At 63.6% G+C, this 19,609-nt stretch carries 19 protein-coding genes and 2 tRNA genes; 10 read left to right on the top strand and 11 right to left on the bottom strand.

Features of this window, described 5'->3' with window-relative positions:
• Window positions 1–26 precede the first annotated feature (26 nt).
• The 6 genes from LMTR21_RS20490 to LMTR21_RS20465 form a co-directional block, all read right to left on the bottom strand.
• Window positions 27–413, bottom strand: coding sequence for a VOC family protein (locus tag LMTR21_RS20490; RefSeq protein ID WP_065756174.1), 387 nt, complete (start codon window positions 411–413; stop codon window positions 27–29).
• Window positions 414–579: 166 nt separating this feature from the next.
• Window positions 580–3,438 (bottom strand): valine--tRNA ligase, encoded by a 2,859-nt coding sequence (locus LMTR21_RS20485; RefSeq protein WP_065756175.1) that lies wholly within the window; start codon window positions 3,436–3,438, stop codon window positions 580–582.
• Between the two features lie 244 nt (window positions 3,439–3,682).
• Window positions 3,683–4,390, bottom strand: coding sequence for a PopZ family protein (locus LMTR21_RS20480; protein WP_065756330.1), 708 nt, complete (start codon window positions 4,388–4,390; stop codon window positions 3,683–3,685).
• Between the two features lie 318 nt (window positions 4,391–4,708).
• The gene (locus tag LMTR21_RS20475; RefSeq protein WP_065756176.1) at window positions 4,709–6,115 is read right to left on the bottom strand and encodes a TolC family outer membrane protein; all 1,407 of its coding nucleotides are present in this window, start codon (window positions 6,113–6,115) and stop codon (window positions 4,709–4,711) included.
• Between the two features lie 247 nt (window positions 6,116–6,362).
• Window positions 6,363–7,028, bottom strand: coding sequence for a protein-L-isoaspartate O-methyltransferase family protein (locus LMTR21_RS20470; RefSeq protein ID WP_065756177.1), 666 nt, complete (start codon window positions 7,026–7,028; stop codon window positions 6,363–6,365).
• Between the two features lie 148 nt (window positions 7,029–7,176).
• Complete coding sequence (locus LMTR21_RS20465; protein ID WP_065756331.1) at window positions 7,177–7,368, bottom strand: hypothetical protein; 192 nt, start codon at window positions 7,366–7,368, stop codon at window positions 7,177–7,179.
• A gap of 268 nt (window positions 7,369–7,636) precedes the next feature.
• Here LMTR21_RS20465 and LMTR21_RS20460 point away from each other — a divergent pair.
• Both LMTR21_RS20460 and LMTR21_RS20455 read left to right on the top strand, forming a co-directional pair.
• Window positions 7,637–7,711: transfer RNA gene (locus LMTR21_RS20460), tRNA-Asn, on the top strand.
• 374 nt (window positions 7,712–8,085) lie between these two features.
• Complete coding sequence (locus tag LMTR21_RS20455) at window positions 8,086–8,805, top strand: choice-of-anchor K domain-containing protein (RefSeq protein WP_084030971.1); 720 nt, start codon at window positions 8,086–8,088, stop codon at window positions 8,803–8,805.
• A 66-nt stretch (window positions 8,806–8,871) separates the two neighbouring features.
• Here the strand turns inward: LMTR21_RS20455 and LMTR21_RS20450 are convergent, their stop codons facing one another.
• Window positions 8,872–9,357, bottom strand: coding sequence for an anthrone oxygenase family protein (locus LMTR21_RS20450; protein ID WP_065756332.1), 486 nt, complete (start codon window positions 9,355–9,357; stop codon window positions 8,872–8,874).
• 2 nt (window positions 9,358–9,359) lie between these two features.
• Complete coding sequence (locus LMTR21_RS20445) at window positions 9,360–10,181, bottom strand: NmrA family NAD(P)-binding protein (RefSeq protein ID WP_065756333.1); 822 nt, start codon at window positions 10,179–10,181, stop codon at window positions 9,360–9,362.
• A 101-nt stretch (window positions 10,182–10,282) separates the two neighbouring features.
• Between LMTR21_RS20445 and LMTR21_RS20440 the strand changes: the two genes are divergently transcribed.
• Window positions 10,283–10,933 (top strand): TetR/AcrR family transcriptional regulator, encoded by a 651-nt coding sequence (locus LMTR21_RS20440; RefSeq protein ID WP_065756179.1) that lies wholly within the window; start codon window positions 10,283–10,285, stop codon window positions 10,931–10,933.
• 21 nt (window positions 10,934–10,954) lie between these two features.
• Here the strand turns inward: LMTR21_RS20440 and LMTR21_RS20435 are convergent, their stop codons facing one another.
• Complete coding sequence (locus LMTR21_RS20435) at window positions 10,955–11,212, bottom strand: hypothetical protein (protein ID WP_065756180.1); 258 nt, start codon at window positions 11,210–11,212, stop codon at window positions 10,955–10,957.
• Between the two features lie 267 nt (window positions 11,213–11,479).
• Between LMTR21_RS20435 and LMTR21_RS20430 the strand changes: the two genes are divergently transcribed.
• Window positions 11,480–11,659: a hypothetical protein gene (locus tag LMTR21_RS20430; protein WP_065756181.1), complete on the top strand. Its 180-nt coding sequence runs from the start codon at window positions 11,480–11,482 to the stop codon at window positions 11,657–11,659.
• A 57-nt stretch (window positions 11,660–11,716) separates the two neighbouring features.
• On the opposite strand, the gene LMTR21_RS20425 is transcribed toward LMTR21_RS20430, so the two are convergent.
• A tRNA-Cys gene (locus LMTR21_RS20425) sits at window positions 11,717–11,790 on the bottom strand.
• 347 nt (window positions 11,791–12,137) lie between these two features.
• Between LMTR21_RS20425 and LMTR21_RS20420 the strand changes: the two genes are divergently transcribed.
• Complete coding sequence (locus tag LMTR21_RS20420) at window positions 12,138–12,389, top strand: DUF6894 family protein (protein WP_065756182.1); 252 nt, start codon at window positions 12,138–12,140, stop codon at window positions 12,387–12,389.
• Between the two features lie 115 nt (window positions 12,390–12,504).
• Here the strand turns inward: LMTR21_RS20420 and LMTR21_RS20415 are convergent, their stop codons facing one another.
• On the bottom strand, window positions 12,505–13,185 hold the full coding sequence (locus tag LMTR21_RS20415; protein ID WP_141688623.1) for a hypothetical protein: 681 nt from the start codon (window positions 13,183–13,185) through the stop codon (window positions 12,505–12,507).
• A 142-nt stretch (window positions 13,186–13,327) separates the two neighbouring features.
• Here LMTR21_RS20415 and LMTR21_RS20410 point away from each other — a divergent pair, with 142 nt between their 5' ends.
• From LMTR21_RS20410 to LMTR21_RS20390, 5 genes are all read left to right on the top strand, one after another.
• Window positions 13,328–13,666, top strand: a complete 339-nt coding sequence (locus LMTR21_RS20410; protein ID WP_065756184.1) for a hypothetical protein — start codon at window positions 13,328–13,330, stop codon at window positions 13,664–13,666.
• 93 nt (window positions 13,667–13,759) lie between these two features.
• Window positions 13,760–15,028, top strand: coding sequence for a divalent metal ion exporter subunit IhpA (ihpA, locus tag LMTR21_RS20405; RefSeq protein WP_065756185.1), 1,269 nt, complete (start codon window positions 13,760–13,762; stop codon window positions 15,026–15,028).
• Window positions 15,025–16,002, top strand: coding sequence for a divalent metal ion exporter adaptor subunit IhpB (ihpB, locus tag LMTR21_RS20400; protein ID WP_065756186.1), 978 nt, complete (start codon window positions 15,025–15,027; stop codon window positions 16,000–16,002). Before ihpA ends, ihpB begins: the two co-directional genes overlap by 4 nt.
• A 9-nt stretch (window positions 16,003–16,011) precedes the next feature.
• On the top strand, window positions 16,012–19,221 hold the full coding sequence (locus LMTR21_RS20395; RefSeq protein ID WP_065756187.1) for an efflux RND transporter permease subunit: 3,210 nt from the start codon (window positions 16,012–16,014) through the stop codon (window positions 19,219–19,221).
• Complete coding sequence (locus LMTR21_RS20390) at window positions 19,214–19,594, top strand: hypothetical protein (protein WP_065756188.1); 381 nt, start codon at window positions 19,214–19,216, stop codon at window positions 19,592–19,594. The genes LMTR21_RS20395 and LMTR21_RS20390 overlap by 8 nt, the downstream gene beginning before the upstream one ends.
• The last annotated feature ends 15 nt before the right edge of the window (window positions 19,595–19,609 follow it).

Genomic DNA, 19,609 nt, shown 5'->3' with positions numbered 1-19,609 from the left:
TGCGGGCCACGAGTCCCCCGCGTGCCCTACTCAGCCCGATGGCACACCGCTTCGACCTTGTTGCCGTCGGGGTCGCGGAGGAAGGCGCCGTAATAGGCGGCGTGATAATGTCGGAGGCCCGGTGGGCCGTCGTCGGTGCCGCCGGCGGCGATGCCGGCGCGCCAGAAGGCGTCGACCTCGGCTCGCGATTTGGCCTTGAAGCACCAGTGGCGGCTGGTGGCTTCGTCCGGTTCTGCGCCCTTGTAGATGGCGATGTAGACGCGGTCCGGATACTGCGCGTCGGCGCGTTCGCCATAGCCGAGCCAGCGGTCGCTGCGGCCGACCTTGACGACGTCGAGGGCTGCCATGATCGCGTCGTAGAAGCGTTCGGCGGCGGCGAAATCGGATACCGTGATGGAGACGTGGTCGAGCATCGATCAGGCCCTCGATGATGACTCTCTCAGTCGTCATTGCGAGGAGCGAAGCGACGAAGCAATCCACCTCTCCGCGTGTGGCGCTATGAATTGCTTCCGCCTTCGCTAAAGCTACGGCGGACAAGTCGCTTCGCTCGCAATGACGGGGATAGGTCAGCGCCCTTTCTCAGGACGCCAGCTTCAGCCGCTCCAGCGCTTCCTGCAGCTTGGCCTTGCGCGCAACCGCCGCCTCGCGCTTTTCCTTTTCCTCTTCCACGATCTCTTCGGGCGCATTCGCCACGAACTTCTCGTTGCCGAGCTTGGCGTCAACGCGCTTGATGTCGGCGTCGGCCTTGACGATTTCCTTGTCGAGCCGGGTCTTTTCAGCCGAGAGGTCGATCACGCCCTTGAGCGGCAGCGCCACGACCTCGCCGCGCACGAGCAACTGCACCGCGCCTTCGGGTGGGCGATCGGCGAACGAGATATCCGACAGACGCGCCAGACGCTTGATGATGTCGCTCCAACGTCCCGCGCGGTCTTTGGTCTCCGTAGACGTAGCCGACAGCACCACCGGGATCAACGTTGCCGGCGGGATGTTCATTTCCGATCTCACCGACCGGACGGCGGTGACGAGGTCGACCACCCAGCCGATTTCGGCTTCGGCCGAATGATCGACGAAAGTGGCAGCGAACGCGGCAAGCTCCGGTGGAATCTGCGGGTTGTCTTTCGTGATTAGTGTCAAATCAAGCGGGAGCGCCCCCCGCTCCGGCTTGAGCGGCCATTCGGCCAGCACCAGCAGGCCGTCGCGCTTTGCCGTTACTGCCCACAACTCCTCGGTGATGAAGGGCATGAACGGGTGGAGCAGCTTGAGGATCTCGTCGCGCGCCCATGCGATCATAGCGCGGGTCTCGGTTTTCGCCGTCCCCTCCTCGCCCATCAGCAAGGGTTTTGCGAGTTCGACATACCAGTCGCAATAGACGTTCCAGACGAAGCGGTAGATCGCGTTCGCCGCGTCGTTGAAGCGATAGGCCTCGATCGCCTCGGTCACCTCGCGCGTGGCGCGCGAGGTTTCGTGCGCGATCCAGCGGTTCAACGTTTCCTCCGCCGCCGTCGGCTCGAAGCCATCAGGCTTGTCGCAGCCGTTCATCTCGGCAAAGCGGCAGGCATTCCACAGCTTGGTCGCAAAATTACGATTGGTCTCGACCAGTTGCGGCGACAGCTTGATGTCGTGGTTGAGCGCTGCACCGCGCGCCAGCGCAAAGCGCAGCGCGTCCGCGCCGAAATCATCGATCACGCCGAGCGGATCGATGACGTTGCCTTTCGACTTCGACATCTTCGCACCCTTCTCGTCGCGGACGAGACGGTGGATGTAGACGGTCGAGAACGGCGCATCCTTCATGAAGTGCAGGCCCATCATCATCATCCGGGCAACCCAGAAGAAGATGATGTCCCAGCCCGTGACGAGCACGCTGGTCGGGTAATAGCGCTTCACTTCCGCCGTGTCGTCGGGCCAGCCGAGCGTCGAGAACGGCCACAGGCCTGAGGAGAACCAGGTGTCGAGCACGTCCTCATCGCGCGTGATGAAGCCCTCGCGCTTGGCAGGGTCCTGCGCCATCTCGCGCCCCTGCTCTTCCGTGATGACTTCCTGCTCGACGTAATAGCCGAGCGCGTTGCCGACGGCTTCCTCTTCGGTCTCGGCGACGAACACCTTGCCGTCGGGCCCGTACCACGCCGGAATCTGATGACCCCACCAGAGCTGACGCGAGATGCACCAGGGCTGGATGTTCTCCATCCATTCGAAATAGGTCTTCTCCCAGTTCTTCGGCACGAAGGTGGTCGCGCCCGAGCGCACGGCCGCAATCGCCGGCTGCGCCATGGTCCTGGCGTCGACATACCACTGGTCGGTCAGATAGGGCTCGATCACCACGTTGGAGCGGTCGCCATGCGGCACCATGTGCGTGTTCGGCTCGATCTTTTCGAGGAAGCCGAAATCCTCCAGCCGCGCCACGATCTTCTTGCGAGCGGCGAAGCGGTCGACATTGTGGAGCTCCTCGGCGAGCATCAGCACGCCTTCGGGCAATCCGCGCAGATAATCCTCGTTGTCGACGAGGGCCATGCAGCCCTCGCGATCGAACACGTTGATCTGCGGCAGGCTGTGACGCTTGCCGACCTCGAAGTCGTTGAAGTCATGCGCCGGCGTGATTTTGACCGCACCCGATCCCTTTTCGGGATCGGCGTAGTCGTCGCCGACGATCGGGATGCGGCGGCCGACCAGCGGCAGGATCACGTGCTGGCCGATCAGGTGCCCGATCCGTTCATTGTCCGGATGTATGGCAACCGCGGTGTCGCCGAGCATCGTCTCGGGCCGCGTCGTCGCCACAACGACAAACGTCGAGGGATCGTCGGGGCTGAAGGTCATGCCCGAGATCGGATAGCGCAGATACCAGAGGCTGCCCTTGACCTCGACCTGCTGCACTTCGAGATCGGAGATCGCGGTGAGAAGTTTCGGATCCCAGTTGACCAGCCGCTTGTCCTTGTAGATCAGGCCCTCGCGGTACAGCTCGACGAACACTTTCACGACCGCGCGCGACAGCCCCTCGTCCATCGTAAAGCGCTCGCGCGACCAGTCGCAGGAGGCGCCGAGGCGCTTCAACTGGTTGACGATGGTGCCGCCGCTCTCGGCCTTCCACTGCCAGACGCGTTCGAGGAATTTGGCGCGGCCGAGGTCGCGCCGGCCCGGCTCCTGCCGTTCCATCAATTGCCGCTCGACCACCATCTGGGTCGCGATGCCGGCATGGTCGGTGCCGGGCTGCCACAGCACGTCGCGGCCGCGCATCCGCTCGAAGCGGCAGAGGATGTCCTGCAGCGTGTTGTTGAGCGCGTGGCCCATATGCAGCGAACCCGTCACGTTCGGCGGCGGGATCACGATGGTGAACGGCGCGGCGTCCTTCCGTTCCGGGCGGCCGGCCATGAACGCGCCGCTCTCCTCCCAGATCCGGGACATGCGGCTTTCGATATCGGCGGGCTGGTAGTTTTTCTCGATCATGACAATGCAGTTGGGTGCTGGGTGCGCTTTCAGGCAATCCGTTGCCGGATTGCCTAGAGAATACACATCAAATCAACGGATAGCGGCCGGTTCTGACGGGATCGGCGCCGGACGGCCCCTAGAAAGCCGCCACAGCGCCTCAAGTCAACCGGCCAACGTTAGTCCGGGGCAGCGGGAGCCCCGCGATAACGCCGGTTTGAATGTCCCGATGGGGCTTGATGCAGTCTCGCCAGGCGTTCTGGAACTAGCGCCCGCGCGAAACCCGCTCGATCTCGGCCTTGACGATCCGCTCCACCAGGCCCGGCAGATTGTCATCCAGCCAGGACTTCAGCATCGGCCGCAGCATTTCCTTGACCAGATCTTCCAGTGTTCGCGCGTTGTTGCTCAGCACGGTATTGGCCAGGGAATTGAAGGCGGACTCGACGGCGGAAACGGTTGAATGCGACAAGATCGGCGGCCCAGGGGGTGAGTTATCGAACGACGGCTCGTGAACCGGTTGCCTGGCCCTGCGGGCCTCGCTGAATTCGATGTCGTCCGCCGGCTCGATCTTGCTGAACGATGATACCGGCGGCGGTGGCGGCGCCGGGTCAGGCAACGCCATCTCGTCAGTGAGCTCGAACACGTCGGCCTCCGGCTGCGGCGCCGGCCTGATATCGGCCTCGGGCGTTGCCGCATCGAGGCTCGCCAGCATCGCGTCGATGTCGTCCTGGTTGTTGCTGGCTGCCGGTTCGGGCGCAGGCGGTGGCGGCGGGGCTGGTGCGAGCTTGGGCGCCGCCGGCTTGGGAGCAATCGCCGAGGGCGGGATGTCTCTCATCACCGGTTTCGGTGCCGGCGCGGCAGCGGCCTCCGGCTTGGCGGCCACGGGCTTCGCCTCGTCGTCGGCGATGATGCGACGGATCGACGCCAGAATCTCCTCCATCGAGGGCTCTTGGACCTTTGCAGGCTGCGTCATCTCCGACTCCACATCGAAACCATTTTATACCAAAGCCACGGAGGAATTGCCGGTTCCGGATATGCAGGTCGGGATTTTCATCGCAGAAGCCTGACTTGTCCCCAGATCAAGCCCGCCCGCCACACCACGCGGGGGACCTGCTCCCCTCAAAATACAACCCGACGCGCGTCCGTGCGATGCAAGGACACAAGCCGCGAATCGCTCAGCTCGCCCCGGAAACGGTACGTCATGGCCACAAATGATTGCAAGCAAAGCGCCCGGCGCAACAGGCGCCGGGCGTCGATATTCGTCCCGACTGTGCGGGAATAGACTCAGATATCAGCGGCCGTCGGGCGTGCGAACGCCGGCCCAGCTGTCGCGCACCTGATGATAGTGCACGCTCGGATCGTAGACGGTGGTGGGCAGGTTGAGCACCTGCGGCGACAGCCGTCCGATCTGGCTCAGCACGGAGTACGACGCCACCACGCGATCGTGCTGCGCGGTAACCAGCGCGACGCGGGCATTGACCAGCGCCTGCTGGGCGTTGAGCACGTCGAGCGTGGTGCGCTGTCCGGCCTTGGCTTCCTCGCGCACGCCGTTGAGCGCGATTTCCGATGCCTGCACCTGCGATTGGGCGGAGGCAACCTGCGCCTTGCCGGCAACGAGCTGTCCCCATGCCGTGACCACGTTGGCGCGGGTCTGGTCGCGGGTCTGGTCGAGAACGAGGCGCTGCTGCGCTACCGTTTCCTTGGACTGGCGGATCAACGAGTATTCAGCGCCGCCCTGATAGATTGGAACGTTGAGCTGCGCGACCGCGGACGCGCCGAACGAGCGGAACTGGATCAGGCTCTGCTCATAGGACTGCTGCACGGAGGCCTGCAGCGTGACCACCGGCAACAGCGCGCCTTCGGCCACCTTGACCTGGAGGTAGCTGACGTCGATGCCGAACATCGCTGCGGTGACGTTCGGATTTTGCGTCAGGCCGAGCTCGACGGCGGCCGGCAGCGTCGCCGGCAGGAAGCGGTCGACCGGTGAGCCCGGCGCCAGGTTTTGCGGCTCGTTGCCGATGATGCGGCGGAAATTCGAGCGCGTCGTGTTGAGGTTGGCTTCTGCGGTGAGGAGCTGCGTTTTGCCGGCGGCGAGCTGGGCTTCCGACTGCGCAACGTCGGTGCGCGTGACTTCGCCGACATTGAAGCGGTCGCGCGTTTGCTTCAGCGTCTGCTCGAGCACGCGAACGTTGCTCTTCTGCACCTCGACGATCGCGGAATCGCGCAGGTAGTCCATGTAGATCGTGGCGCCGCTGAGCAGCACGGTCTGTTCGAGCGAACGCAGCGCCTCGCGCGCGCCGGAGACCTGACCTTCCGCGGCCCTGGTCCGGTTCGCGGTCTGCTGGCCGTTGAATAGCGTCTGCGTGATGGTGGCACCGACGCTGCGGGGCGGATTGGCGCCGTGAATAGGGGTTTTGACGAGGTTGTTCGCGTCGCCGCCCTGCGTGCTCAGCGTATCCGTATATTGGTAACCCGCGCTTGCCGTGACTGCGACTCGCGGACGGTAGCCCGACAGCGCTTGCGGCACGTTCTCGTCGGTGATGCGCACCTGCGCACGCTGCGCATTGAGCTGCGGATTATTCTGATAGGCGCGCACCAAGGCCGCCTCAATCGTGTCGGCCAAGACGGGCGTCGAGCCCATGCACACTATTAGAAGGGCCGAAGCTGCAGCTCCGGCAAATTCCTTCACCCCACGCATCCCAAGCAATCCGATCTATTTGGTCGCCCGGCCCGTGATCATGGTCCCACATGATCATTAACCGAACGTCGCTTCATTCGAAGTGAGTCCCAGCTCACCTTAATCCGCACGTAAGCCCGACGGAACTACTCCGGGAGTATAGGCCGTCGAAACTCTTCACGTGGGGCAATCCGGCCACACTTCTGATTTCGAAGAGGATTTAGCCGGCCACCAAGGGCAAATATTGGGCGTGGAAAGGGCTGAAAGGCTAGAAAACGAAGGCTGGAACGAGTTCCATGCCGGGCAGCACCGGGGCGGCAGCATCGAACAGCGTCCGGTGACCGAAATCGCCGTGCGAACAGGTCGCGATGGTAGCCCGTGCAGGCCGCGACGTCGCAAAAACGCCAACCAATCGGCCACCGCTGCGCAATTGTCCGTAGAGCTGCTCCGGCACGATCTCGGTTGCGCCGTTCAGCACGATCACATCATAAGGCGCCCCCGCCGGATCTCCATCCACAGCCGCCGCGGTCCGGACCGTGACATTTCCACAGCCGTTGGCCGCCAGAATCGTCTGCGCTTTCGCCGCCAGCGCCGAATCGCTCTCCGTCGCGCTCACCTGGGAAGCGAATCGGGCGATCACGGCGGCGGCGTAACCGGTGGCGCAGCCGACCACCAGGATGCGGTCGCTCTCCTTGATCTCCGCCGCCTGCAGCATCTTCGCCAGCACCGCCGGCTTGATCAGGTAGCGCTTGGCTGCGCCGCTTTCGCTGACGTCGAGATCGAGATCGAGATAGGCCAGCGCCTGCTTGTTTTCGGGAACGAAGGCCTCACGCGGCACCGCCAGCATCGCATCGATGATACGGGAATCGGTCACGTCGCTCGGACGCACCTGACCATCGACCATATTCTGGCGCGCGGCCGCAAAACCGGACATAGACTAAGACCCTGAAAGCATGCGGGGTTACCGCAAGAGAACTGGAACCGACGGCTGAAAGCCGGGCCATCTTTGGTACAAGCTCCGGCAAAACGCAACATGCGCCCGGCTGCGACCGGGCCGTCCGCGGCCGAAGCGGAAAAGCCGCCTATTCGACCGTGACCGCCAGCCGGCCGATCAGCCGCGCGACTTCGTCCAAATGCTCGGTATCGTGCGCTTCATCGTGCGCTTCAATGGCTTTGGCGAGCCGAAACAGGCATTCGTCGTCGCTCATGGCGGGAATGTCGCTCGGGACGATTGAAGGAACAGTCTGCGTGAGGTCGGTTGCAATGGCTGGCATCGAATCAGCTCCCTTGAAACCCAGCGCCGCGGAGGCTCCGGGCCGATTGAGTCGAATTGGCGGCCCGATCCATGACGCCTGGGGATGACGGAATTCCACGCGATTGGTTCCGCTCCCCGCCTCCGAACGCCTAAAATGCTGACAAATCATTGGCGCACGGGAGCTTTCCGGCCCGCTTCAAGCAAATGCGCCGGCCGTGATTTGGTCCTTTGCAAGCGCGAAGGGCTTTGTTATACGCTCCCCGCTCGCGAGCCTTTGGTTCGCCTATTCCTCGGTAGCTCAGCGGTAGAGCATTCGACTGTTAATCGAATGGTCGCTGGTTCGAATCCAGCCCGGGGAGCCAGCAACGGCTTTTGCCCATTCACGGCCTTTATCCGTTCTCCGACACGACAGATCGATCTGCGCCGCGCGGCCCCCAGCCAGCCGGAAGAATAGCGCACCGCCTTACCGCGATTTAAAGCCTCCCAGCGCGGGATTTCCGAGCGAGCGATCCGCCTGCCCGCCAGCTGGCGGGCCTGATCGTCTGTTTAGCTATCAGAAAAGGCTTGGCCTTCGGTCCGGACGACGCCGTCGGGGGCGCTTCCCGCGGAGCGAACACGGGCCGCCGCGCAACCTCACAATATTTAATTATGGAAATTAAACCGCACTTGACTACCTATATAATATCTGAAAAGGTTCCATTAAATAAAAACAGATTAAAAACCGGGATGTCGTATTATGAGCAGGATATTTAAATTTTTGGCCGCGGGTTTGCTGGCCGGTTTGGCGCATGCCCCGGCAAACGCGGCCGTCGTTAGCTTCACCGGTGACGGCAACTTTTCCGGCATCTCGAATTGCAGCGGCAGCCCGACCTGCTCCATCACCAATAACTACAACGTGCTCAAAATGTCGGGCGCGGCGAATAACAACAAGCCGAGCACGCTGACGATTACTGATATCACCGGCAACATCACGTCGAACCAGGACGACTACGTCATCGGCAAGATCACCTGGGTGAACCTTGCGACCTACAACACCGACCAGAATTTCAACGTCAAATACACCTTCTCGCTGAACTTCACCTCGCCGAACAATGCGTTTGATAAGCAGGAGTTCAGCCTGAACATCCAGCAGACGACCAACCCGTCGCCTGACAACGTGTTCAACATCAGCCAGACACTGCTCAACAACCTTGGTCCGTTCACCCTCAACGGCGTTACGGTGTCCGACATCCACTTCGCTGAATATGGCGATGGATGGTACGACAAAAACACCGGCAAATGGACGAACCCCGAGGGCAAGACGTCGACGCTCAAGATCCTGGCAGACTTCACCTTCGAAACCGCGCCGCCGGTCCCGGAACCCTCGACCTGGGCGATGATGATCCTCGGTTTTGCGGGCGTCGGCTTCATGGCCTACCGCCGCAAGCGCAGCAGCAGCGCGCCCACCGCGGCCTGATCGCTCGCGCTGAACAAAATTCGAAAGCCGCCCTGCTCCGGGCGGCTTTTTCTTTGCCGGCCCTTCTTACTTCGCCGCAATGGCGGCGATAAACAGCGCGCAGGCTGCCGTGGACGCGACCGTCCGTACGTGATTCCAAAACGTCCAGTCCGTCAGATAGCGCGCCCACAGCGAGGCGGCCTCCTGGCTTGCGGGATCGGCCGCGGCAAGCGCGTTGTTCAGCGGCACGTTGAAGATCATGGTGACGACGAACATGCCAAGCACGTAGAGTACGCCGCCGGCCAGCATCGCCATCGCGCCCGGCTCACCCCAGCGCAACAGCGCCATCACCGCCAGCGCCGCGCTCGTTGCCGTCGTTGCCAGGAAGACCGGCAGGAACAGCGACTGCACAATGACGACATTGATCGCATTCATGGTGGCGATGCCGGCGGCCTGTCCGATGCGGCCGAGCGCCGTCATGATGAAGGCCGAAAACGCGAAGTAGAGCCCGGCGAGCAGGCCGCAGCCGATGGCGGAGAACCACAGCAGGCCGGTGATCAACATCTGCAGCATGATCAAGCCCTCCACACACCGGTCGCGGCGGTCCGGCGGGCGTAGTCGGAAAAGTCGCGTGCGGGGCGGCCGAGCGCCTGCTCGACGCCATGCGCGACAGCGGAATTGCGTCCGTCGAGCACGACGGTAAACAGCTCCAGCATCAGCTCGATGACGTCGTCGGGCACATGGGGGCGCATGGCGGCTGCAAAATCCTGCGGCGCGACCTGCCGGTACTGAACCGGCCGCCCCGCGGCCTCGGCGATCTCGGCAACCGCTTGCGCAAACGTCAGCGCGCGCGGTCCCGTCACCTCATAGAGCTTGCCGACATGGCGCGCCTCCGTCAGCGCCGCCACCACGACCTCGGCGATGTCGTCGACGTCGATGAACGGCTCTCGCACGGCGCCCGCCGGCAGTGCGATCTCGCCGGCCAGTACGCCGTCGAGCAGGTAGCCTTCGGAAAAATTCTGGTTGAACCAGCTCGCGCGCACGATGGTCCAGGGCACGCCGGACTGCTGCAGCGCTGCCTCCGCCCGCTGCGCCCTCGGCTCGCCGCGGCCCGACAACAGGACGACGCGCTCAAGCCCGTTCTCGCGCGCCAGCCGGCCCACGTCCGCGATCGCCTCGGCGGCGCCCTCGACCGCAAGATCCGGCTGATAGGTGACGTAGGCCATCGAGACGCCGGCAAGCACGGCCGGCCACGTCTCGGGGCGGGTCCAGTCGAACGGTACAGGCGTCGAACGCGACACTGGCCGGGTCGGGATGCCGCGCGACTGCAGCAGCGCATTGACGCGCGCACCGGTCTTGCCCGCGCCACCGATGATCAGAATCGGGAGTTCCGACATGAAGAAATCCTTTCGGGAGCAATACGAGAACATCTCGTATTTGCTAAATGCGATAAACTCTCGTATTAGTAACGTCAAGTCGCTTTTATGTGAGAGGACCGATGCCGCGGGCGAAAGCCGGACCGAAAACAGCCGAGGCTGCGCCTGCGCTGGCGCGCCTGGTCCCGACCCAGCAGCGCAGCCGCGAGCGGTTCGAAAAAATCCTGGCCTGCGCGGCGGAATTGATGGCGGAGAAAGGCAGCGAAGCCTTCCGTATGAGCGACGTCGTCGAACGCAGCGGCGTGCCGTTCGGCTCGCTCTATCAGTACTTTCCGGACAAGACGGCGATCATCGGCACGCTGGCGGAACGCTACAACGCGATTGGCCGCGACTGCGTCCAGCGCGACCTCGCGGTGGTCAAGGCTACCCGCGATCTGCATCCGGCCCTATGCCGCATTACCGACAGCTACTATCGGATGTTCATGGAGGTGCCGGTCATGCGCGACATCTGGCAGGCGACGCAGGCCGACCGTGCCCTGCAGAAACTCGACGAGGAAGACGGCGCCTATCTCGCCGGACTGCTCGGCGAGGCGCTGCGGCGGATCGCGCCCGACACGCCCGCATCCGCGCTGGCCTCGTTTTCCCAACTGATGATGACGCTGATCGCCGCGACCGTCCGCCACGCCATCACGCAGGACGCGAAGGAAGCCGCCCGCATCCTCACTCTATTCAAGCGGATGCTGCCGAAGAATCTGGCAGCGCTGGAGGTGTGAGGACGTCGCGCGCCGCCGCCCTCAACGCTCGAACACCGCCGCGCAGGCCGAACTCAGGCTTCCCTTTTGCCGGCGCAAGCAGGCGGTGATCGCCCGCACGTTGGGGATTTCGCCGGCACAGAGCCGGTAGACGTCGGGCGTACAGGCCCTGCGCTGTTCCGGCGTACCTTGCTGCGCATGCACTGAGCCGCCCGCCATCAGCGCCAGCAGGAAACCGAGCGTCGACGCTCGACGGGAACGACGGAGCAGTGCCGCACTTCGCGCAAACCTTGCCTTCATGACCGCGCCTCCTGGATTGCACCCGCTCTCATGAGGCAGGCGTCATCCAGCCGGATACGCGAACTAAATTTTGCAAAATGTGATTTTTCTCACACGCGCCTTGCGTGCGAACAGCCTACGGTTCGCGCGGGAACCTCAACACTTCATTAACCAGCCTTGGTAGCCAGTCTTGCCGCGGCCGCCGAATCGTTAAAATTCGAGCGATCTGCTCAATCTGGAAACAAAGTTGTTTTGCGACCGTCGCCCTCTGGAACCCCGGAGAGCGCGATGAGCGAAGCTGAATACGATTTGCTGCTGGAAGCCGTTCAAACGGCCATCGCGCCAGCACGGGAGGATGATTTCATGGTCCAGACGCAGCGCTCTTATCCGTCGCCGCGCGCCGCCAACGACAACCGGACCCTTTGGCCGCTGGTTCCGTTCCCCGAGGGCTGGCAAGCCGCCTACTGAAACGGCCGGCTTGCAGCTGCCCCTCATATAGTCAGCCTAAGTCATTGATTATATGGATGGAGGCCACGACCAGAATTGAACTGGTGTACACGGTTTTGCAGACCGTTGCGTAACCACTCCGCCACGTGGCCCCATCGGGGCGGATCAATACAGGCGATCAATCACTTAGGCAACCTGCCTCTACTGCCTCTCCTAAACTTCTGAAACTCCGATTCCGTCGCTATTTTAAAACTCGCGGGCACGGTCTGACGTGGCACCGTCCACCAGATCAGGTTCAGTGCGCATCCTAAATGTGCCGGCCTGCTACCGGCAGCTTGCGAAGGAGCGCCAGTGGCTCGGCACCGGCCCAATTGAAGGTGAGCGGCCGGTTAGGCCTCAGCGTTCTCAATTAGTCAGCCGAATAAACCTATGTCTGATTGAGAGCAGGCGAAGTCTGGTTTCTGTAGCTCTCACGACCGACTAAGCTGGATGAGGGCCGATGCCACGCTACTACTTCGACTTTCGGGACGGAGATAACCTATCATTTGATGATGAAGGAATGGAGCTATCGAGCATCGCATCTGTGCAGGAAGAGGCCGCGAGAACCTTGGCAGAAATGGCCCGAGATGCAGTGCGCGCCTCAAAATACGATGGCAGCAACAACCGTCAAATGTCGGTCGATGTCAGAAACGACGCTGGCCTTGTCCTGCAAGTGAAATTCACATTCGAGGTCGCCAGGTACCTCGGCTGATTGCCTGAACGAGAAAACGGCCTCAAGCGGCGCCGCCGAGATCCCCCTTGGGCTGAGGTGTCGCCCGACAAACCGCCGCCCTCGCTTGCGGGAGCTTGCGCAAGCGCAACGCGCCTCAGTCGGCGGAGCTATCCCCGATCCGGTTGTTCCGAAGCCCCAGCTTGGCCGTCCTCGCGCGGATGCCCCCGACGGTACGCTTCATTTCCAGCGCAATCGCCCGCGGCGGCTTGCCGCTGCCGATCAACGAACGCAGCAGCGCGTCGTCGTCCGCCGTCCATTCGGCGCCGCTCAGTTGAAAGCGCTCCTCGCGACTCGCTCCCGCGGCCGGCGGCGCAAATCGCTGCCAGCCCAGCGTCTCCTGGAAAATGATGACGAAGGCAATCCAGAGAACGATGGCGCGTCCCTCCGACAAGGCGGCTGCTTTGAGATGTTCTGCGCCGAAGGTCGCCGGCCGCAAGGCGTCCAGCGCAGGCCAGATGTCGCCGGCGATCGAATTGACGAAATAAACGTACAGCGACACGAAGGGGCCGGAGATGATCGCGCCGATGGCCGCGATCAGCCAAAGTGGCAGTCTTCCCCGAATGCGTTTGCTCGCCAACTCGGTGGCAAAGCCGGTCAGCCACCAAGGGACAATGGCGAGCAAGAGGACATAGGCGATTGCGCCCCCGGTTCCGAAAATTGACACATATGGTCCGAGAACGGCGGAAAGCATCGCCAGCGCGATCGGAACGGCGCAGAAGAAAGCGAGATCGATCCAGACCTGTTTCGAGAGGCGCAAATGCCCTACCAATTCCATCCCCGTTGCTCCCTCACCTCCGACGCGCATCCGTCATAGTGCGCGCACGAGAATGCAGCAACTTCGTGATAGTATAACACTACCGTCCACCCTTGACCCCCGCACAACGCGCGACTAACAGTTGGGGCGAAGGAGAGCCTGCTTGAAGCGCGTTGGATTACGCATTGCGAATGGCGACTGGCGACGACTGATCACGGTCGTGTGCCTCTCCGCGTTCGTTCTGCTGACCATCTGCCACGCGGGCCATTGCTTCGCACAGCCCGCCGCCAAGACGACGTGGAGCATGGCCGCCGCTGATGGAACGGATCATGGCGCTGCTGCCGGCGCCGAGTCCGTCTGTCAATTCTGCATGCAGATCGCGGAAGAGCTGACCTTCGTGGCCCTGGCTGGGCACAACCCCCACAGCGTGCGGGTTGAAACTGTCGTGTCCAAACTTTCGACGCGGCCGATTCCGGCAGAATTTCCGCCACCCATAGCCTGACATCGCAAAAACCGCGCTCGCCGCGGCGGACGTAATGCGTCCGCTCGCCGGCAGCACTGCTGCATCTTTCGATGATTCGGGAATCCAAACTTCATGCGCGCGCGCCTTACGTTCGCCGTCGCTGCCATCGCAACCCTTCTCGTCGCCCAGGCGCACGCCCAAGCGAGCGAGCGCGTGCTGACACTTGCGGGTGCGCTGTCGCGCGCACTGGCCACCAACCCTCGCCTGACCGCCGCCGAGCGCGACATCGGCATCGCCACCGGCCGGCGCATCCAGGCCGGCGCGATTCCCAATCCCGAGCTTTCAGCCGAACTGGATGACTCGCTTGGCAGCGGCAAGTATCGCGGCACCAGATCGGCTGAAACGACGCTGCAGATCAGCCAGGTCGTCGAACTCTGGGGCAAGCGCGACGCCCGCATCGCCGCCGGCGTTGCCGAGGTCGATGCCGTCACTTGGCAACGCCGCGCCACGCGGCTTGAGATTCTCTCCGAGACGGCAATCGCGTTCTTTTCGGTGCTCGGCTTGCAGCGCCGCGTCGAGATCCTCACCGAGCAGGTCGCCTCGCTCAACCGCCTGACCCCGCTGCTGCAGCGCCGGATCGACGCCGGCGCGGCCTCTCCGGCCGAAACCGGCCGTTCGACCATCGCCGCCGACCTCGTGCGGGTCGATCTCGAGCGCACGCGCGGGCTGCTCGCGAGCGCACGGCGCGAACTCGCGATCCTGATGGGCGACAACGCACCATCGTTTGCTTCGGTAACGGGACGGTCGGTCGCCATCGGCAGCGCGCCGCCATTCGCGAAGATCCTCGCCGCGATCGAATCAAATCCGGCGCTGATGCGCTGGACGTCGGTCCGGGCGCAACGCAATGCCGAACTGTTGATCGCGCGTCTGAAGCCCTACCCCGATCTGCGCCTTTCGGCGGGCTGGCGGCACTACAACGAAACCGGCGACGATGCGGTCAGGCTCGGAGTCTCGGTCGCCCTCCCGATCTGGGATCAGAACAAGGGCGACATTCTCGCAGCCCAGCAAAACCTGGAGAAGACGCGCGCCGAGCGGGCGATCAACCGCGCCGCGCTGCTGCTGGTGGCGGGGCGCGCCTACGACACGCTGACGGCCTCGCTCCGCGAACTCCAGATCCTGCGCGATTCCACGATCCCGACCGCCCGGACCTCCGCCGACGCGATCCAGGCCGGATTCGAACAGGGCCGCTTCACGCTGCTCGAAGTGCTCGATGTGCTCGGCTCCGTGGGGCAGGCCAATCTGCGCGAACAGGAGGCGACCCAGAATCTGCATACCGCAATCGCGACGCTCGAAGGTCTCGTCGGCGATCCCTTTGTGCTGGCCCGAGGAGCGAACCGATGAGGCGTATTGTCACCGCTGCCGTGGTGCTTCTGCTGCTGGCCGGCGCGGTCTTCGCCGGCATGAAGATCCTCGACGCCCCAACGCCGGGCAAGAACAGCACGACCACGGGGCATGCGCACGGTCATGGCCATGACGAGAAGGAACACGCGCATGGCGACGACGGCGTCACGATGAGCGACGCCAAGGTGCTGGCTGCGGGCATCGAGCTGGAAAAGGTGCAGCCGGGAACGCTCCGTGACGTCCTGCGCCTCAACGGCATTCTTCAGGCCAATCAGGAACAGACCGTGCAGATCACGCCGCGCTTTCCGGGCATTGTCCGCGAGGTGAAGAAGCGCGTTGGCGACGCCGTGCAGAAGAACGAGGTCGTCGCCACGATCGAGAGCAACCAGAGCCTCACGCTGTACGAACTGCGCGCCCCGATCGCCGGCACCGTGATCGACCGGCAGGTTTCGCTCGGCGAATACGCCTCCGAACAGAAGCCGGCATTCACCGTGTCCGATCTCTCGACGGTGTGGGTGGACCTCTCGGTCCCGCGTCGCGACTTCCGTCGCGTCAAGGTCGGCGATGCCGTGATGATCGATGTCGAGGACGGCGGTCCGCCCATCCACGCCAGCATCAGCTACGTCTCCCCGATCGGCGCCGCCGAAACCCAAAGCGCGCTCGCCCGGGCCACCGCCGCCAATGCCGGCGGCCGCCTGCGCCCCGGCCTTTTCGTCACAGCGCGCCTGATTCTTTCGGAAAAGAAAGCCCCGCTGGTGATCAAGCTCAGCGCGCTGCAGACGCTGGAGAACCGCAATGTCGTCTTCGCGCGCGCGGGCGACAAGTTCGAGGCCCGCGAGATCGAGCTTGGCGACAAGGACGGCGAGCACGCCGAAGTGCTGTTCGGGCTCAGCGAGGGCGACGTCTATGCCGCCCGCAACAGCTTCGTCATCAAGGCCGAAATCGGCAAGGGCAGTGCCGCGCACGAGCATTGAGGTCTGGTCATGATTGAAGCCATCCTTGCATTCTCGGTCCGCCAGCGCTGGCTGGTGATGATCATTGTATCAGGCGTTGCCGCATTCGGCGCTTGGTCGTTCACCCGGCTGCCGATCGACGCGGTGCCTGACATCACCAACGTGCAGGTGCAGATCAACAGTACGGCGGCCGGCTATTCGCCGCTTGAAGTCGAGCAGCGAATCACCTTCCCGATCGAGACGGCGATGGGCGGCCTTCCGAGGCTTGAATACACCCGTTCGCTGTCGCGCTATGGCTTGAGCCAGGTCACGGTCGTCTTTCAGGACGGAACCGACATCTACTTCGCGCGCCAACTCGTCAACGAGCGCATCCAGCAGGTGAAGGACCAGCTTCCGCCGGGCGTCGCAACGGCCATGGGGCCGGTGTCCACCGGCCTTGGTGAGATCTTCCAGTTCGCCGTCGAGGCCAGGCCGGACGCAAAGAACGCCGACGGCAAGCCCTACTCCACCACCGAGCTCCGCACGATCCAGGACTGGATCATCAAGCCCCAGTTGCGCACCGTGCCCGGCGTCGTCGAGGTGAACGCGATCGGCGGCTACCAGCGCCAGTTTCATGTCCTGCCGGATCCGGCCCGCCTGATGGCCTACAAGCTGTCGTTCCGCGACATCATGACCGCGCTCGCGGCCAACAATGCCAATGTCGGCGCCGGCTACATCGAGCGCAACGGCGAGCAATATCTGGTGCGCACCCCCGGTCAGGTCGCTGACATCGACGAGATCAAAGACATCGTGATCGGCTCCCGGCAGGGCGTGCCCATCCGGATCTCCGACATCGCGACCGTCGAGGAAGGAAAGGAGCTTCGCACCGGCGCCGCCAATGTCAACGGCAAGGAAGCCGTGATCGGCACGGCGATGCTGCTGATTGGCGAAAACAGCCGTGCCGTGGCGCAGCGCGTCGACCAGAAGCTGCAGGCGACCGCGGCGTCATTGCCGGAAGGCGTCGTCGCGCGCACGCTGTACGATCGCACCGCGTTGGTTGAAGCCACGATCGTGACCGTCAAGAAGAACCTGCTCGAAGGCGCGCTGCTCGTCGTCGCCGTGCTGTTTCTCGTTCTCGGCAATTTCCGGGCCGCGATTGCGGCCGCCTGCGTCATTCCGCTCGCCATGCTGATCACCGTGATCGGGATGGTGCAGAGCAAGACCAGCGCCAATCTACTGAGTCTTGGCGCCATCGATTTCGGCATCATCATCGACGGCGCGGTGATCATCGTCGAAAACTGCTTGCGCCTGCTCGCGCAGGAGCAAGCGAGCCGGGGCCGCATGCTTTCCACGCAGGAGCGGTTTGAGACCATCGTCAAGGGCGCAAGGCAGGTCATCAGTCCGAGCCTGTTCGGCACGCTGATCATCGCGGTGGTTTATCTTCCGATCCTGACGCTGACCGGCATCGAAGGAAAGATGTTCAGGCCGATGGCGATCACCGTGCTCTTTGCCCTCGGCGCGGCGGCGATCCTCTCCCTGACATTCGTGCCGGCGGCAATCGCCCTGCTGGTCCGCGGCCGGGTTTCCGAGCATGAGAACTGGTTCATGCGCATGAGCAGCCGGCTGTACGCCCCCATGCTCCACGCCAGCATCCGAAATCGCGGAGTTGTCGCGCTTTCCGCAGCAATCATCGTGGTGCTCACCGGTCTCGTCGCGACCCGCATGGGCGGCGAATTCATCCCGAGCCTCGATGAGGGCGACATCGCGCTGCACGCCATGCGCATTCCCGGAACCAGCCTCAGCCAGGCAATGGAAATGCAAAAGACGCTGGAGACTGCGATCCGCGAATTTCCGGAAGTGAAGGAAGTATTCTCCAAGGTCGGCACGGCGGAGGTGGCGACCGACCCGATGCCGCCGAACGTCGCCGACAATTTCGTCATGTTGAAGCCGCGGGACCAGTGGCCCGATCCGAAAAGATCGAAGTCGGATCTTGTCGAGGCCCTGGAGAAGCGGGTCGCGGAAGTGCCGGGCAACAACTACGAATTCACCCAGCCGATCCAGATGCGTTTCAACGAACTGATCTCGGGCGTCCGCAGCGACGTCGGCGTCAAGGTGTTCGGCGACAATCTCGATACGCTGCTGCAGGTAGCGGGTCGCGTGCAGGCGGTGATCCAGAAAGTCCCGGGTGCTTCCGACGTCAAGACCGAGCAGGTCACCGGCCTGCCCGTGCTGACGGTCAAGTTGAACCGCGCCGCGCTGGCGCGCTACGGCCTGTCCGCCGCCGACGTCCAGAACATCGTGGAGATCGCGATCGGCGGCAAGCATGCCGGCCTGGTGTTCGAGGGCGACCGGCGCTTCGAGCTCGTCGTCCGGTTGCCTGAGCATTTGCGCGTCGATATCGACGCCATCGGCGCCCTTCCCATCCCGCTTCCGGCGCTTGAGGAAAAGAGCACGGGAGCACGCGCGGCGCCGGTGAACCTTTCGCCGGCCTTGCAGCGCTACGTTCCGCTTTCCGCAGTTGCGACGGTGGAGTCGGCGCCCGGCCCGAACCAGATCAGCCGCGAGAACGGCAAGCGACGTATTGTCATCACCGCCAATGTGCGCGGCCGCGACCTCGGCTCCTTCGTTTCGGAAGCGCAGGCCGCAATCGCCCGCGACGTTCAATTGCCGGCGGGCTACTGGATTGGCTGGGGCGGCCAGTTCGAGCAACTGGTCTCGGCCGCCAAGCGCCTCACCATCGTGGTTCCGGTCGCGCTGCTGCTGATCTTCCTGCTGCTGTTCATGAGCCTGGGCTCAGCCGCCGACGCCGCGCTGGTGTTCAGCGGCGTGCCGCTGGCGCTCACCGGAGGCGTGGCGGCCCTTCTGACGCGTGGCATCCCCCTTTCGATCAGCGCCGGCATCGGCTTCATCGCGCTATCAGGCGTCGCCGTTTTGAACGGTCTCGTCATCATCGCCTTCATCGAGAAACTGCGGAGGGATGGCCGGTCGGTGATCGATGCCGTGACCGAAGGCGCCCTCACCCGGCTGCGCCCGGTGCTGATGACGGCGCTCGTCGCGTCCCTCGGCCTCGTGCCGATGGCGATCGCCACCGGCCCGGGCGCGGAGGTGCAGCGCCCGCTGGCCACCGTGGTCATCGGCGGCATCATCTCCTCGACCATCCTCACCCTGCTCGTGCTGCCAGCGCTCTACGTTCTGTTCCGGCGCGATTCAGCGCCCGTCGCGGCTCAATCCCAACCAACCAACGGAGTACAACATGCGTAAACTCGCGATGATCGCCGCCGCTTCTGTCTTGCTCGGATCGCCTGCCCTCGCCCAGCAACATGATCACGGCAACGTCAAGGGCCCCAACGGCGGTCCGGTCAAGGACGTCGCCGGCGTTCACGCCGAGTTCGTTGCGTCCGGCAGCACGATAACGTTCCATATTCTGAACGAGGACAACAAGCCGGTCGCGGCCAAGGGCTTCACCGGCGCGGCCTTGATCGTGAGCGGCTCGGAGCGCGAAACCGTTGACCTCATCGCCGGCGACAATTCGCTCAAGGGCGAGGCCAAGAAGGCCCTTCCGTCCGGCGCGGCCGTCACCCTGCAGGTCAAGACCGATGCCGGAAAATCCGGCCAGGCCCGCTTCAACAAGTAGACCGGGCGGAACCGG

The sequence above is a fragment of the Bradyrhizobium paxllaeri genome, from assembly GCF_001693515.2.
Taxonomy (GTDB): domain Bacteria; phylum Pseudomonadota; class Alphaproteobacteria; order Rhizobiales; family Xanthobacteraceae; genus Bradyrhizobium; species Bradyrhizobium paxllaeri.
The sequence above is the reverse complement of the archived record's forward strand: the minus strand, read 5'-3'. Positions and strand labels throughout refer to the sequence as shown.